Origin of the sequence: Crenothrix polyspora, assembly GCF_900163755.1 — a bacterium.
Classification (GTDB): domain Bacteria; phylum Pseudomonadota; class Gammaproteobacteria; order Methylococcales; family Methylomonadaceae; genus Crenothrix; species Crenothrix polyspora.
Genome location: NZ_FUKI01000169.1, coordinates 51,348 through 67,024, shown reverse-complemented (window position 1 = coordinate 67,024; position 15,677 = coordinate 51,348). Strand labels below are relative to the sequence as shown.

The following is a 15,677-nucleotide window of genomic DNA, read 5'->3' as shown; positions in this document are numbered from 1 at the left end:
AAATGCCAAACACTATATCGCCTTATGGCATGTTTAATAAAGGTTTTTAATGCGTTTGCCCTGTATTACCCCTGAATCTAAATGGGGAAAATTCATGCAAAAATATATCGACTAAGCCTTGAGGGATTTTCGGGGCGATTTTTCAAGATACAGCATTAGTTGTTATTTTGTGTCATCGTGATTGGCTTTATGGGTATAACTGAAATGATCGGCGTGATATCACCTATGCCGTTTCTAGTTGATACAGGTACTTCTTCCGAGTTGGGTAAAACACCATCATCGATGAAATCCGAGTCTATTTTCTCAAGGTTTCAGATGAAATAAATCAGAATTGAGGAAAATTACTGCTTTTGTTCGGCGTAGCAAGGTAGTCACAGCCTATTTTTAGTCATTGCAACACACTTGCACGGCGTGCTTGACCCATTTTATAGGCTAATTTACAACTGGCGAGGCTTAATTAGGGGTATGACTACCATTTATTACGCGTCGTTCAATTGTCGATAAGCACCCCGATAATACAACAAAGGCTCTCCGGTGCGACTAATAGCAGCCTGTACTTCGGCAATAATAACCCAATGCGTGCCTGCGGCAACTTTTTCCACTACTTTACATTCCAGCGACATAATGCTGTCAGTTAACAGTGGCGTACCAAATTGTCCCATTTCCCAATGGGCATTAGCAAAACGTTGCTCTTGATTATTGCCACCAGAAAAATTATTAGAGTCATCTTGTTGATTGGCATTTAAAATATTAACGGCAAACAGACCACTGGCATTAATATTTTCACCGGTATCCGCCGATTGATTGATGCAGACTAATATTTGTGGCGGCTGTGCAGAAACACTGGAAAATGCTGTTACTGTCATACCGCGCACACCGTATTGTTCTGATTGTGTAGTGACTATGGCGACACCGCTAGCCCACAGTTGCAATGCCTGTTTAAAATCATCTGCACTTGTCGCCATTGTTTACTCCCTGAGTGTGTTTTAGGCTCCATGCTTTTAATGCAATAAAGGCATGGCCTTAATAAAAAGATGCCTGTATTTTAACACTATAAATTTGCAATCTATTGTATTCTTGGCTTTCAGACGTTAATCGTTTAGTACATTACCAAAAACGACGTATCATTCTGCTTAATTTGATTGATACAGAATATCAATCAAGACACGCATTTTTATAGCTAATGATTAATGATCACAACCTGCGCCATGTATATGGCCATGCGATACTTCTTCTGCGGTTGCCGGTCTAATATCAACCACTTCCACATCGAAATTTAGCGTTACGCCAGCCAAAGGGTGATTGCCATCAATGGTAATATCATCATCATTGATATCGATTACGGTGACAACACCAGGGCCATGACTGACATCGGCATGAAACTGCATGCCAACCTGAATATCATCAATACCTTCAAACATATCACGAGAAATAATTTGCACACGATCTTCATGAATTTCGCCATAAGCATCTTCAGGCGCTATACGAATAGTAAACTTATCCCCTACCGATTTACCGGTAATTGCATTTTCCAATCCAGCAATAATATTACCTGTACCATGCAGATAATCTAATGTTTCTTGACCGATAGAGCTGTCAAGCTCCTCGCCCGCATCGTTAGTAAGCGTGTAGTGTATGGAAACCGCCATATTATTTGCAACTTGCATGGTAAAAACCTTCATCCGTAGTTTTAAAGCTGAGTATGATATAGATTTATGCAGGGTTTGTCTGGAAAAATACACATAAAACGTAACTTTGTAACGCGAAGAGTGATGGCATATTATGTAATAAGCGTGGCGTGTATTATTGCTTTTTTAGACACTGCTGATAGCGATTATTCACCATTTTGGTAAATTTATCCGTTGATAGACGTGGTATGGTTTTTTCACCTGCTAAGACGATATTAGGCACAAGGGCAAACAGCACCGGTTTATGCGTGAGCTGTTGATATTGCTGGGTAATAGCCAAATAAGTTGGCGTTCGTTGAAAATTACTTTGCTTTTCTTGCAGCAAATCGGCATGTATTTGCGCTGTCGTTAGTGATAAATGATATTTTTGTATCACCGCATTAATAGCTTTTTCACTGTTGCTGACAGTATTGGTGGGTATGCCTTGCTTATCGTAAATAAGCAAATCGCCGTCGGTAGTCACAGGCTTATCTAACAACGCCGCTACGGTCGCTTGAAATCCAGCATTGCGACTGGCATAGCGTCCTGCATTGAAATCAGCAAAACGATACAGCTTTTTATCATAGCCTCCGTCATAGGCCAATAACAGTAACGCACCGTAATACATACCGCCTTTACCGGTATACAATTGATCACGAATAGCCCATATTTCAGCCAGTGTCAACGCCCGCTTTAAACGTTGCTCTTCAATGGATACCACAAAGCTGACGCGCACCTGCATAGCGCCTATGGTTTTAATACTGTTATTATCTTCAATAATGTCACGTAACTGAGCATTGTCCTGCAATACATTAGCTTTAGTATCGGGTAAAAAAACCTGATCCGCTATTATTTTTCGGTAAGTAATATCGAGAACTTGCTGGGTTTTAGCAGTACGTAATCTACGCCAATAATTATTTTTTATGCTGGGCTTGTGTTTTAGCCACGCCTCAAAAGAAGCCACGGTATGATGGCGCAATGACAGAGTAGCCACTAGCTTTGCCATGTGTTCGCGTAAAGCCTTATCGCTTAAACTAGCAATACGAGGACTGCTTTCGAAACTAGACACTTGGTTAATAATAGCAATCATCGCGCAAATATTTTCGTGACTACTTTCCAGATGATTGGCTTCTAAGGCATTCCTAAGCTCAGTAGACCATTTTTCGCTATTACTTACATTAGGGGCGGCACGCGCTATTAAATGGGTGATTTGTTTGGTAGAAAGCCCTGGCATAAGTACCGTTTCACGATCACTTTTTTGTATGCCATCCAGAGGCTGTTTAACATTAGGTGATTGCCATGTGGCTAACACAATAACCAGTATAACGAATAACCAGGGCAGGCTTAGTTTTATAATCTTAAACAATGCGCTACCCAGAAGCTCTAATTTCACAATTTTATCCGCCTGCTGTCTAAAATTAGATCACCATAATAGCATTAAGCGGGGCTTATTTCATCGATAAGCCAATTTTGAAAAACTCTCTTAAACACAAAACATCACATAAGTTTAATGCCATGCTCTTTATCAAGGCTAATTAGCTTTTGCCGGTATAACGCGCCAATGGCTTGTTTAAATACTTTTTTACTGACACCAAATATGGCATAGATAGTTTCTGGAGGACTTTTGTCACTGAGCATTAACACGCCATTGTTTTGCTTCAACTTAAGCAATATACTATCGGTTAATGATAGCACCTTACCGTAACCAGGTTGATCCAAAACAAGATCAATTTTATGATCTTCGCGTATCTGTTTAATATAGCCATCCAGCTTTTGACCTTTTTTAAGCGGCTGAAATATTTCGTTTTCGTATAACACCCCCCAATGGGTGTTATTGATAATAGCCTTCACGCCCAGTTCAGATTTATCAGTAATGAGCAATGATACTTTTTGACCGGCGACAAAATCGACTGAAATATCGGTGATAAATTGATCAATTTTAGTGGTGGCAGCAAGCCGGTTTTTATCATCTAAAAATACTTTAACCAAATAAGACTTGCCCACTTCCAGTTCGTGGTGTTGTTCGCTAAACGGTACCAACAGATTTTTAGGCAAACCCCACTCCAAAAAAGCCCCAACATAATTCAGCGATACTACTTTAAGCCAAGCAATTTCATCAACCAAAGCCAAGGGTGTTTGGCTAGTAGCAACCAACTGACCTTCGGAATTTAAATATACAAATACCGTCAAAACATCGCCTATTTGGCAGTTTTCGGGTGGCTTTTTATCCACCAACAATACCTTGCTGGGCTTGCCGCTTTCAAGATGGATTTCAGCACCCACTTGTTTAACAATTTTCAGTGTATTAATTTTACCGATATTTATCATGAAGAGACTCAATGAGTGCAATAAATTGCATGGCGTTCAATTTGTGTAACGGAGTTTAAAATCTTAATCGCTATTTTTCAGAATAGTACATTAACTCATACTCATTTTTAAAGCCGCCGCCGTCGGCCACGGGGCTAATACCAACGCCATCACCAACATAGATATCAGGATATTGATTTGTGCGGTAACCGGCAGCCCGCTGCTGGCAATTTCTACCGCGTTACTGGCAAAAATCAACACTGGCACGTACAGCGGCAACACCAGCAGCGATAAAATCATGCCGCCACGGCGCAGACCAATGGTTAAAGCAACGCCAATCGCGCCAATTAAACTCAATATCGGCGTACCCAACAATAAAGTAATCAATAACACCGGCAAAGCATGGCTGGGCATGCCTAAAAACACCGCCAGCAACGGCGCAACGATTAACAGCGGCAACCCTGTCACCAGCCAATGCGCGGTGATTTTAGCTAACACTAATAGGGACGTTGGCTGTGGACTGAGAATAATTTGCTCCAGCGAGCCATCGTCAAAATCAGAACGGAACAAGCTGTCTAAGGACAACATGGTCGCCAATAACGCCGATACCCAAATAATACCAGGGGCAATCGCCTGCAATATAGTAGGTTTAGCACCTATCCCCAACGGGAATAAAGTAATTACCAAAATAAAAAAGAAAATAGGATTGGCGATTTCGGAACGGCGGCGCAGCGCCAGTACCAAATCTCTACGAACAATAGCAAAAAAAGCGCGTGATAAAGACATCAGGATAACTGTATGCGTTGTAAACTGACATCAGGCAAGACAATGTCATGGTGTGAAGTGAGAACAATCATACCGCCGTTAGCGCAATGTTCGGTCATCAGGGTTTCAATTAAAATAATACCTTGCTTGTCGAGCGAGGTGAACGGTTCATCCAATATCCATAAAATATTATGGGTAATCAACAGCCGTGCCAACGATAAACGCCGCTTTTGGCCAGCCGATAAGGTTTGCACCAAGGCATCGTCGTAACCGGATAATTGTACCCTCACTAACGCCTGTTGAATACTGTAAGTGCCTTGCGTACCCAGTGCTAACGATACCTTAAGGTTTTCCAAGACAGTTAATTCTTTTTTAACGCCGTCCAGATGGCCGACATAAGCCATGTCAGCATGGTATTGGCTGTCTTCAACCGCCTCGCCACACCACAGAATCTGCCCTTCATCAGCTTCGCGAAAGCCGCACAAGATGCGTAACAGCGAAGTTTTACCGCTGCCGTTTTTACCTTCCAGCAATAAGGTCTGGCCAGCGGTAAGCGAAAAGCTGAGGTTTTCAAACAGGATACGGTCATCGCGTATGCAGCTTAAGTTGATGCCTTCAAGGATGTGTGTCGACGGCTGTGGCATTATTTAACAGCAAGTTGCCGTTGGCGTATAGTTTCGTACAGTAACACGCCGGTAGCTACCGATAAGTTAAGACTTTCCACTTGCCCTAGCATGGGTAGTTTTACCAGTATGTCGCATTGTTCTTTGGTTAACCGGCGCAAACCTTTGCCTTCTGCGCCCAATACCAGCGCCATTGGCACGGTAAAATCGGTTTGATAGGCGGTTTGGGTGGCCTCACCGGCCGCGCCCATGATCCACAAGCCGTTGTCTTTGAGCCAGCGCAAGGTTCTGGCCAAATTGGTGACTTGGTAGACCGGCACGGTTTCCGCCGCGCCACTGGCGACTTTGCACACGGTGGGCGTAATGCCGGTGGCGTTGTCTTTGGTGATGATAATGCCGTGTACACCGGTAGCATCGGCGCTACGTAAGCAAGCACCGAGGTTGTGCGGGTCTTGCACGTTATCCAATACCAAAAACAAGGCCGGTGTGGTCAGGTATTCAACGGCGGTTTTGAGTTGGTTTTCGGATAATTCGGCAGGCAGTTCAACTTCAATGACGATGCCTTGGTGGTTATGGCTGTCGGCGAGTTTATCCAGCTTTTTGCGGTCGACCTTTTCCGGCTCAATGCCTAAATCCAGCAGTGTCTCAAGCGCTTGCGTTAAGCGCTTGTCTTGGCGCTGGTCGTCTATCCAGGCTTTGCCTATTTTCTTGGGCGAATAATCGAGCGCGGCTTGCACGGAGTGTAAGCCGTAGAGTTTGCTTAGTTTCATAATTTTACGATGAGGACGTTATTGAGCGTTTCGGTTTTACAAATTTGCACATCGCCCATCATTCCTGACAGCTGCCGTTTCAAGGCATCGAGCATCTCAATATCTGTATGGTTTTTGCAAACAATTAGCAGTTTATAATTTGGGTCTGCTTCACCCAATTCATTAGTTTTTCGGTACAATCGTTCTATTACAGCAATCGAACCACTCCATTTTTTTATAAATTCGACCTTGGTATCTTTCCATGCTTCTTTCACTATATTGCTTTCTTCGCGTTTACTTATTGTACTTTTTTCAACTTTTAACGCAGTAAGTTCTTTTTCGATATAAGCGTAGCAACTCTGGTGACTTTCTTCTAAGTCAGTTAATTCTATGAGTTGAACAGCATTGTCTTTTGCCAAAAAATAATCGACTTTATTTAGCATCCCTGTATGAAAGCCAATTGCTTTTGCAATGCCGTCATCGTCATCAATTTTAAAGGCTTTTAATTCGGATTTTTCAATTTCACCAGCCATACAACACGCATGTTCAATGGTTTGCAAATACACATTTTTATCGAACATGGTATTTTACAAATCACTAAAATAAAGCTGTTGATACGCCAGACTCAATAAATTTCGCGCTTCAATTAATTGCTGTAGCTTGTCTTCTGATTCAAATTCAAGCAATTTTCCATCAACATCCACAAAATGCACCGATAGAAAATCTTCCATAACATCAATCTGTTGTTTTTTAATCTTAACTTCTAAGGCTTTCATTAGGTCGGAGCTGTGCGTGGTGATAACTACATTAACCCCGCCTTTGGCCAACATTAATAATACTTCAACTAATTTAACTTGCCAATCGGGGTGTAAATTAGTTTCTGGTTCATCAATAAAGATAAAAGAACCTTCGGTTATTACGTTGTATTTCAATAGAGCTTGAATCATCCCCAAATTAGTCATTCCAAAAGAAACTAGATGTTTTGATATTTCTCGTCGATCATTATCGATAAAAGTAAAATTATCATCTTTGAAAACAAACTCACCACCTAATGTGCTTTTTAATAAATCGGTTGCAGATTTAAAAACACCTTCGGTTTTTGTTCTAATATTTAAAACATTATCTAAATCGTAAAAGTATTTTGGTACACCTGTTAATATATCATTATTATTTTTGGGTAACCGAGGGCGATTTTGATTGTTTTTAGCTGATTTCAATGCATCTCTGACTTTCCAATAAGCAGGGGATTCAAAAAAAACGACACTAGGCAAATCTGAAATTGCATAAATAACATCAGAATTTAAGTTGAGTATTACTTGACAGTCATTTAATTCAATTTTTGAAAGCTTATTGATTTCAATTTCTATTTTTTTCTCTCCAAAACTAATTAATTCACTTAACATTGGGATTTGAAAATTATCCTTAAGCTCATTTTTTATATCATCGGTGAAAAAATCACTATAATGATGAGCTATATTTCCTAATTGAAATATGAAATTATTAAAATAAGTATTAATTTCTTCTGCTGCGAGTTTGTCAAATCCAACATCATACATGTTTCTTAAATCATATAAATACGAGTTATAACTCTCACGTATCCCCTCTACTACGTCAACTTTAGAGGCTGCAAAAAAGCAGTAATCAGAAGTTTTGTAATTATTTATTGCAACAAACTCATCTTTTAATTTGTTAAGCTTGATTTCTAGATCTTGACTAGACCCTTTGTCACCAGTATTTATGTGTGCGGGAATTTCTCTGTTTTCATGCAGCTTCGTAATAGTTCTAAAAAACAGTTCTAATAAAGATTCAATCTCATCAATTTTTTGAATCACATATTCATGATAAATATTTTTATTAATAACGTTTAAAATTGAATACAAGGACTTGGTAAAAAAACTCTTACCCGTACCATTAGGCCCAGTGATAACCGTCATAGGCCGAATATGAAAATCGGCCTCCTTAATTTTTCCTAGATTTTTGACTTTTACATCAAGCTTCATAGTAAATCTCTTGGTATTCTATATGCTGTTTAATAAGAAAAATAATTGAATATTACTTTTTACGACGCTTTTTAGCAGGTTTTACAAAAGGCTTGGCTGTACTTTTTTTAACCGACCCAGTTTTTTGCACCAATTCAAAATCAATCTTTTTCTCATCCAAGTTAACCTGAACAACTTTGATTTTAACGCTATCGCCCAAACGGAAGCGTGTGTTACTTCGCTCGCCAATTAAACTGTGGCTGGTCGGGTCAAAGTGGTAATAATCCTGGCCTAAATTGCTGATATGCACCAAGCCTTCCACGTAAATATCATTCAGTTCCGCAAAAAAGCCAAATGAAGTGACGGCAGAAATAATGCCAACAAACTCCTCACCGATTTTGTCCATCATATACTCGCATTTCAGCCAGCTGATAACATCACGGGTAGCATCATCGGCGCGGCGTTCGTTGGCAGAACAATGTTCGCCCAGCAACACCATATCGGGTACCCCGTAAGCAAAGCTGTCAGCGGATTTACCTTGCAAAGTATGGCGAATGGCGCGGTGAGTCAACAAATCAGGGTAACGACGGATGGGAGATGTGAAATGCGCGTAAGCTTCCAGCGCCAACCCAAAATGGCCTTTAAGTTCAGGACTGTACACCGCTTGTGACATGGAACGCAACAACACCGTCTGAATCAAATGCGCGTCAGGGCGGCTTTTGATGCTATCAACCAAGTGCATGTAGTCTATTGGTGTAGGATTAGCACCGCCGCCCATGCTTAAGCCTAATTCACCCAAAAACGTCCGTAAGTTCAGAATTTTATCAACGCTAGGGCCTTCATGGACACGGCGCAGATTGGGCAGCTTTTTCTTAGTTAAGTAACGCGCCGTCGCAGCATTGGCGGCAATCATGAATTCTTCAATGAGCTTGTGGGCATCATTGCGGACAGTGGGCACTATTTTTTCTATCTTACGATCCGCACCGAACACAATCTTGGTTTCATGGGTATCAAAGTCCATTGCGCCGCGTTGTTCTCGGCTGATGCGTAGCACTTTGTACAAGGCGTAAAGCTCGCGCAAATGCGGCAATAATGGTTGGTGTTGCTTAATCAGCGCCTTATCGCCATCGACCAACATTTTGGCGACATCCGTATAAGTAAAACGGGCATGGGAGTTCATCACCGCATCAAAAAACCGTGAGGAAATCACTTCGCCCAGCTCGTCAAACAACAGCTCACACACCATGCACAAACGGTCAACATGCGGATTCAGTGAACACAGGCCGTTGGATAAAATTTCCGGCAGCATCGGGATAACTTGCTCAGGAAAGTACACCGAGGTGCTGCGATTATGCGCTTCCTTGTCCAATTCACTGCCAATTTGTACGTAATGCGACACATCGGCAATAGCAACCAGCAGTTTCCAGCCTTTCGGGGTTTTTTTGCAGTACACGGCATCGTCAAAATCGCGTGCATCTTCACCGTCAATAGTCACCAAAGGAATTTTGCGTAAATCGGTGCGGCTTTCTTTAACCGATTCGGGTACTTCTGCGGTCAAAGGTTTGATTTCTTCCAGCAGCGCATCCGGCCAGATATGTGGTAAATCATGTGAACGCAGCGCCATTTCTATTTCCATGCCTGGTGCAAGATGGTCACCCAAAATTTCGGTGATGCGACCTATGGGCTGGCGTTGTTTGGTGGGCTGTTCGATGATCTCGGCAACCACGATCTGGCCTTGTGTAGCGCCACCAATGCCGTCTTTTTGCAGCAAAATGGTTTGTGCGATATTTTTCTTGTCCGGCACGACATAGGTAAAGCCATTTTCCTGATACAAACGCCCAACCACAAAATGCGTGTTGCGCTCCAGAATTTCAACAACCGCGCCTTCCCTGCGGCCTTTTTTATCGATGCCAACAATGCGCACCATCGCACGGTCATTGTGCAGCAGCGGATCCATTTCGCGCGGTGACAGGAATAAGTCATCCGAACCGTCGTCCGGCTTGATAAAGCCAAAGCCGTCGATATGGCCGATCACACGGCCAACGATTAAGTCTTTATTATTAACCAGACAGTATTTTTGGCCACGGTTGAACAACAATTGGCCATCACGTTCCATCGCTCTTAGGCGGCGGCGCAAGGCTTCTAATTGGTCTTCATCGGTAAGGGAAAACGCTTCGGCAATATCGGTGCGTGAAAGAGGCTTACCTTTATGCTCAATCAGTTGCAGGATCAGTTCCCGGCTGGGAATCGGTTGTTCGTATTTTTCAGCTTCGCGCTGAGCGTAGGGATCTTTGGTTGAGGTGAAATCAACCTCTTTTTTAGTTTTTGGGGGCATTGATAGAGCTAAGTAAGGAATAAGAGTGACAATAAGTGATAATGTACATGACGACGGGTTGGTTTGAGTGAAAAGGCGTGTTTATTTTATAGAACACGAATCATGTGGCTTGGACAAGTTTACACCGGATTTAGTTGCATCAGCTTGTAAGTTGGGGTGGATACGAGGAACCCAAACACATGATCACCGTAAGCGTTGGGGTTCGTTACCTCACCCCAACCTACAAAACGTGTCTCAACAACTAAGATCGTCTTTTCAATCAAGCGACCCATAACTCTTCAACCTTACGAATATACGGTACTTGCCCAGACTCAAGGTCAATTAACAAGTCTTTCAAGTTTTCGATAAGCTCTTCTTTAGTCAAACCTTGGGTTTGATAATCAGGGTATTCATTAAGAAAACCCATAAAAAAACGGTCTTCTTGCCACGAGGTAAATTTGATTGCTCTCATGATAAACGACTCAACACCTTAATGTTAAATGACCGACACGGTTTAAGCCAAGCCACCAGCACAAGCGCACTAATTTTTAATGCCAATGCCTTTGTGCAACAAGATCAAGCTAACCAGCGTTAACAGCACAATAAACCCGCCCATCATAGCAAACGCTACTGGCACATCAACATCGGTAATGCCAATCAAACCGTAGCGAAAGCTATTGATCATGTACAGTATAGGATTTCCCAACGATATTTTTTGCCAAATAGCGGGCAGCATATCAACAGAATAAAATACGCCGCCTAAGTAACTGAGTGGCGTTAACACGAAGTTGGGGATCAGCGATATATCGTCAAAACTTTCAGCCAGTGTGGCGTTGATAAAGCCCGCCAAGGCAAACACGGTGGCGGTTAATAGCGCACTTGTTAGGGCAATCATAGCATTGTTAACGGCAATATCGGTAAATATCTGTGATATTAACGCCACAACTGCGCCTACCAGTAAACCTCTGGCAACCCCGCCACAAATATAACCTGCCAAAATTACCCCATTGGGTACCGGTGCCACCAGTAATTCTTCAATATTGCGCTGAAATTTAGTGGAGTAAAAAGACGACACCACGTTGGAATACGCGTGGCTGATCACCGACATTAAAATAATGCCCGGCACAATGTAATCCATATAACTTGCGCCATTCACCGCGCCAATGCGCTCACCCATCAACTTGCCGAATATTAAAAAATACAAGGCGGTGGTAATCGCCGGTGGCAACAAAGTTTGTGGCCAAATACGCAAAAAACGGTAAATTTCTTTTCTAACAATGGTTTTAAAGGCAATGAAGTGGTTCATGGGGGGGCACTAACGGGCTTGGATTCAATTAAATCCATAAACAATTGTTCCAGGCGATTGGTTTTGTTTTTCAGGCTGACAACCTTGATGTTTTGTGCGCTGAGCTGGCTAAACAGATGGTTAAGGCCGACTTCTTTGGGCACAGCGACATTCAGCACCTTAGCGGAAAATTTTTCCACCTGATAGCCATCCAGTTGTGGCGACATGACCAGTGGCTCCGCCAAATCCAACACAAAATGATCCAGATTCAGCCTCGCCAGCAAACTGGCCATATCGGTGTTTTCGACAATTCTGCCCTGGTCGATAATGGCGATATTGCGGCACAGGCTTTCAGCCTCTTCCAGATAATGCGTGGTTAAAATAATGGTGGTGCCTTGCTCGTTGACTTCCTTCATCAATTTCCACATGGCACGACGAATTTCTATGTCTACACCTGCTGTCGGCTCATCTAAAATCAACAATTTGGGGTCATGCACCATCGCACGGGCTATCATCACACGACGCTTCATACCACCGGACAAGCGTCTGGAGATACTGTCGCGCTTATCCCATAAATCCATTTGTTTAAGGCAGATTTCGGTGCGCTGCAACGCCAGTTTACGCGGCATGCCATAATAACCAGCCTGATTAAAAACAATGGCTTTGACCGTATCAAACTGGTTAAAATTAACCTCTTGCGGTACTAAACCAATACAACTTTTGGCTTTATCGCGCTCACGTTTTAAATCATGACCAAACACACTGACGCTACCGCTGGTAGGGTTCACCAAGGAGCTAATAATGCCAATTGCACTGGACTTACCGGCACCATTGGGGCCGAGCAGTGCGAAAAAATCGCCCGCTTCCACGTCCAAATCGATGCCTTTAAGCGCTTGAAAGCCATTATTGTAGGTTTTTGTGAGATTACGTAGGGACAATGCGTGCATAGTGAAACTATTACTTAACGGAATCTCGGAAATAAGTTAAATTAATACCTGTCTTAGACGGCAATATCATTAAGAACGGCAGTGTAAAGCCGTTGATTTTAGCAGAAACTACCAAGTTTTGTAGGTAAAAAACCGGAATCCTCGTGCCAAAAAAAGTCCCCGAAATTGTTGCTGCTGTAGATTTAGGCTCAAATAGCTTTCACATGATCATCTGTAGTTACCATAACGGCAGCCTGCAAATTATTGATCGGCTGAAAGAAATGGTGAGATTAGCGGCGGGTTTAGACAAAAAAAACCTGCTCGACATCAAAACCCAGGAACGCGCGTTAAGTTGCTTAGAACGCTTTAGCCAGCGACTTCGCGATGTGCCGCCTGGTAATGTGCGCGTGGTAGGAACCAATACCTTACGCACCGCCAAAAACGCCCCACAATTTTTACTGCTCGCCGAGCAAGCGTTAAACCATCCCATTCATATTATTTCCGGTATTGAAGAAGCGCGCTTGATTTATATGGGCGTGGCATACAGTCTGGGCGGCAATGGCAATAAACGCTTTGTCATGGACATTGGCGGTGGCAGTACCGAGTGTATTATTGGCACTGGCAACACACCGTTAAAAAAAGAAAGCCTGAATATGGGCTGTGTGTCTATGAGCAATCAGTTTTTTAAAGATGGCCGTTTATCAAAAAGCGCTTTTACGCAAGCGACATTATTTGCCGAACAACGTTTAGAACCGTTTGAAAAAGATTACCACAGCAAACATTGGCAAGAAGCGATAGGTGCATCTGGGAGTTTGCGTTCAATTGCCAAAGTGTTACAGGCCAAAAATTGGAGTAATAACGGCATTACCCGTGATGGTTTGGAACAATTAGTTGCTTATATGAGCCAGTGTAATCATGTTAATGAATTAAATTTGCCTGAATTAGATGACGAACGCTTACCGGTCTTTGTCGGTGGTGTGGCCATTGTCTATGCCGTGTTTAAAAGCCTGAAGATTGAGCAAATGACAATTTCAGACGGTGCGTTACGCGAAGGTTTGGTCTTAGATTTATTAGGCCGTTTATACGATGACGATATCCGCTCAACCACGGTTAACGCCTTGGCAGAGCGCTACCATACCGACCAGGAACATGCAGCCCGTATTCAGCAAACCATTGCGAATATGCTAACGCAACTGGGTATTGATACACCGCTGTTCACTAACAACACCGTAGTGCAATTTTTAAACTGGGCAGCGGCGCTACACGAAATCGGCATGGACATTGCCCACAGCCAATACCATAAACACAGTGCCTATATTATTGAAAATGGCGATTTAGCCGGATTTTCCAGTCAAGATCAAAAGATTCTGGCCACCGTAGTAAAGGCGCACCGACGTAAATTCTCGAAAACAAATTTCAGTGATTTACCCACGCCGTGGGATGAGCAAGGCATTTTTCTGAGTGTTATTTTACGCTTGGCCGTGGTGCTACACCGCAATCGCTACGAACATACGCTGTTGGACTTTAAAGTCAACTTAGTAAAAAACAAAATTCGACTACACTTTTCTAAAGACTACTTATTACAACTGCCCTTAACGCATGCCGATCTTATCCAGGAGGCCGATTATCTTAAATCAGCTGGCTTTAAATTGGAGTTTTCGTAAGTTTTCTGTATGAAAACCTTATTACGCCTGATACTTTATGGCTTAGCGGCTCTGTTGTTAGCCTCTGCCGTCTTGGTATTTTGTGCCGTCGGCGATACCCCCGATGTTGCCTTAAAGTGGATCATGAAGCCTGCCGATATTGTGCGTGCCAAAAAAATACTCCACGAAGGCTCTAAAACTAAACCCGATGCAATCGCTACACTGGAATTAAGTCACGCCGATTTAAATCTCGCCGCCAATTATTTATTAAACCGCTACAGTAAAAGTGCCGTCCATATTTCCATCAAAGAAAATAAACTTAAGTTTATTGTTACTGCGACTTTACCGGAAAACCGTTTAGGCAAGTATATCAATATCACCTTCCGCCTAGGCAACGAAGACAATGCGGCATTGCCTAGCCTTACCAAATTTAAAGCCGGAAAATTATTACTGCCGTCTAAATTAGCAGCCTTTATTATCAATCAAGTGATTGAACACAGCTCATTAAAAGATTATTTTATTCTGGCCACTCACCCTATTCAAGCCATTAACATAAGCGATGATAAAATCACCATCACTTACCATCCTAATCGAGAAGCGTTGGTAAAAGCGCGTAACTTATTAGCCCACGGCGGCGAAAGCACTATTAGCAACGCAGTTAATCCGTACCAGCAAACACTGGCAGATGTTATTAAGCGCCACGATCCCAAGTGGCGCTTATCGTTGGCTGAATTACTTAAACCGCTGTTTGCCTTGGCGTACCAGCGCTCAACGCCAGAGACGGCGATTGAAGAAAATAAACAGGTTATTTTTACAATTAATGATTACGTCAATAAAGAAGGCATGCTCGCATTGCCTGGCCATATACTAGATACCACTACGGTTCGGCGAACATCAACGTTTTTATACAAACGAATTGATTTAGCGCAACATTTTATTGCAACAGCGGCGATTACTGCATCGGCTAATGGCCAACTTGCTCAAATGATGGGCGAAGAAAAAGAATTAAGTGATGCCAAAACTGGCAGCGGCTTTAGTTTTATTGATTTAGCCGCCGACAAAGCCGGCACACGTTTTGGCGAAACCGCAACACAATCACCAGAAAGCGCACGACAATTGCAAAAATCTATGTCAGAGATTACCCATTACCGTGATTTTATGCCCGATCCAACAGACTTACCTGAGCACATGAGCGAAGCAGAATTTAAAAAACGCTATAGCTCAATTAACAGCGGCATTTACAAAAGAACGATAAAAGACATTGATACACGGATAGCAAAACTGCCTATTTACAATTAGAAGGCGTAAAATCCAAGCTCAATTAACATTGATTTAAGAGAGAGATTTTTAAAACACGTTTATGGTAAGCTTGCCGAAACAAAAATCCTATGTCCTTCGGCAAATTTAAAATAAATGGAT

The 15,677-nt window shown here is 42.5% G+C and carries 15 protein-coding genes; 2 read left to right on the top strand and 13 right to left on the bottom strand.

Features of this window, described 5'->3' with window-relative positions:
* Nucleotides 1–479 precede the first annotated feature (479 nt).
* The 13 genes from CRENPOLYSF2_RS17385 to CRENPOLYSF2_RS17325 form a co-directional block, all read right to left on the bottom strand.
* Nucleotides 480–965: a flavin reductase family protein gene (locus CRENPOLYSF2_RS17385; protein ID WP_087145219.1), complete on the bottom strand. Its 486-nt coding sequence runs from the start codon at nt 963–965 to the stop codon at nt 480–482.
* Nucleotides 966–1,187: 222 nt separating this feature from the next.
* Nucleotides 1,188–1,667, bottom strand: coding sequence for an FKBP-type peptidyl-prolyl cis-trans isomerase (locus CRENPOLYSF2_RS17380; protein WP_087145222.1), 480 nt, complete (start codon nt 1,665–1,667; stop codon nt 1,188–1,190).
* A 136-nt stretch (nt 1,668–1,803) separates the two neighbouring features.
* Nucleotides 1,804–3,060 (bottom strand): DUF1615 family protein, encoded by a 1,257-nt coding sequence (locus CRENPOLYSF2_RS17375; RefSeq protein ID WP_087145218.1) that lies wholly within the window; start codon nt 3,058–3,060, stop codon nt 1,804–1,806.
* 104 nt (nt 3,061–3,164) lie between these two features.
* Nucleotides 3,165–3,995 carry a CvfB family protein gene (locus CRENPOLYSF2_RS17370; RefSeq protein WP_087145217.1) on the bottom strand — a complete coding sequence of 277 codons (831 nt, stop codon included), beginning with the start codon at nt 3,993–3,995 and terminating at the stop codon, nt 3,165–3,167.
* 90 nt (nt 3,996–4,085) lie between these two features.
* On the bottom strand, nt 4,086–4,760 hold the full coding sequence (gene ccmB / locus CRENPOLYSF2_RS17365; RefSeq protein WP_087145216.1) for a heme exporter protein CcmB: 675 nt from the start codon (nt 4,758–4,760) through the stop codon (nt 4,086–4,088).
* Nucleotides 4,760–5,383, bottom strand: coding sequence for a cytochrome c biogenesis heme-transporting ATPase CcmA (gene ccmA, locus CRENPOLYSF2_RS17360; RefSeq protein ID WP_087145215.1), 624 nt, complete (start codon nt 5,381–5,383; stop codon nt 4,760–4,762). The genes ccmB and ccmA overlap by 1 nt, the downstream gene beginning before the upstream one ends.
* Nucleotides 5,383–6,132, bottom strand: a complete 750-nt coding sequence (gene rlmB, locus CRENPOLYSF2_RS17355) for a 23S rRNA (guanosine(2251)-2'-O)-methyltransferase RlmB (RefSeq protein WP_087145214.1) — start codon at nt 6,130–6,132, stop codon at nt 5,383–5,385. Before rlmB ends, ccmA begins: the two co-directional genes overlap by 1 nt.
* Nucleotides 6,129–6,692 carry a hypothetical protein gene (locus CRENPOLYSF2_RS17350; RefSeq protein WP_087145213.1) on the bottom strand — a complete coding sequence of 188 codons (564 nt, stop codon included), beginning with the start codon at nt 6,690–6,692 and terminating at the stop codon, nt 6,129–6,131. The genes rlmB and CRENPOLYSF2_RS17350 overlap by 4 nt, the downstream gene beginning before the upstream one ends.
* A gap of 6 nt (nt 6,693–6,698) precedes the next feature.
* Nucleotides 6,699–8,111 (bottom strand): AAA family ATPase, encoded by a 1,413-nt coding sequence (locus CRENPOLYSF2_RS17345; RefSeq protein ID WP_087145212.1) that lies wholly within the window; start codon nt 8,109–8,111, stop codon nt 6,699–6,701.
* Nucleotides 8,112–8,163: 52 nt separating this feature from the next.
* Entirely contained in the window at nt 8,164–10,425 is a 2,262-nt protein-coding gene (rnr, locus tag CRENPOLYSF2_RS17340) for a ribonuclease R (protein ID WP_087145211.1), read from the bottom strand.
* 259 nt (nt 10,426–10,684) lie between these two features.
* Nucleotides 10,685–10,876 (bottom strand): hypothetical protein, encoded by a 192-nt coding sequence (locus CRENPOLYSF2_RS17335; protein WP_087145210.1) that lies wholly within the window; start codon nt 10,874–10,876, stop codon nt 10,685–10,687.
* Nucleotides 10,877–10,945: 69 nt separating this feature from the next.
* Nucleotides 10,946–11,710, bottom strand: coding sequence for an ABC transporter permease (locus CRENPOLYSF2_RS17330; RefSeq protein WP_087145209.1), 765 nt, complete (start codon nt 11,708–11,710; stop codon nt 10,946–10,948).
* Complete coding sequence (locus tag CRENPOLYSF2_RS17325; RefSeq protein ID WP_087145208.1) at nt 11,707–12,636, bottom strand: ABC transporter ATP-binding protein; 930 nt, start codon at nt 12,634–12,636, stop codon at nt 11,707–11,709. Before CRENPOLYSF2_RS17325 ends, CRENPOLYSF2_RS17330 begins: the two co-directional genes overlap by 4 nt.
* A 143-nt stretch (nt 12,637–12,779) precedes the next feature.
* On the opposite strand from CRENPOLYSF2_RS17325, the gene ppx reads away from it, so the two are divergent.
* Nucleotides 12,780–14,279: an exopolyphosphatase gene (gene ppx / locus CRENPOLYSF2_RS17320; RefSeq protein WP_087145207.1), complete on the top strand. Its 1,500-nt coding sequence runs from the start codon at nt 12,780–12,782 to the stop codon at nt 14,277–14,279.
* A 9-nt stretch (nt 14,280–14,288) separates the two neighbouring features.
* Nucleotides 14,289–15,557 carry a hypothetical protein gene (locus tag CRENPOLYSF2_RS17315; protein ID WP_087145206.1) on the top strand — a complete coding sequence of 423 codons (1,269 nt, stop codon included), beginning with the start codon at nt 14,289–14,291 and terminating at the stop codon, nt 15,555–15,557.
* The last annotated feature ends 120 nt before the right edge of the window (nt 15,558–15,677 follow it).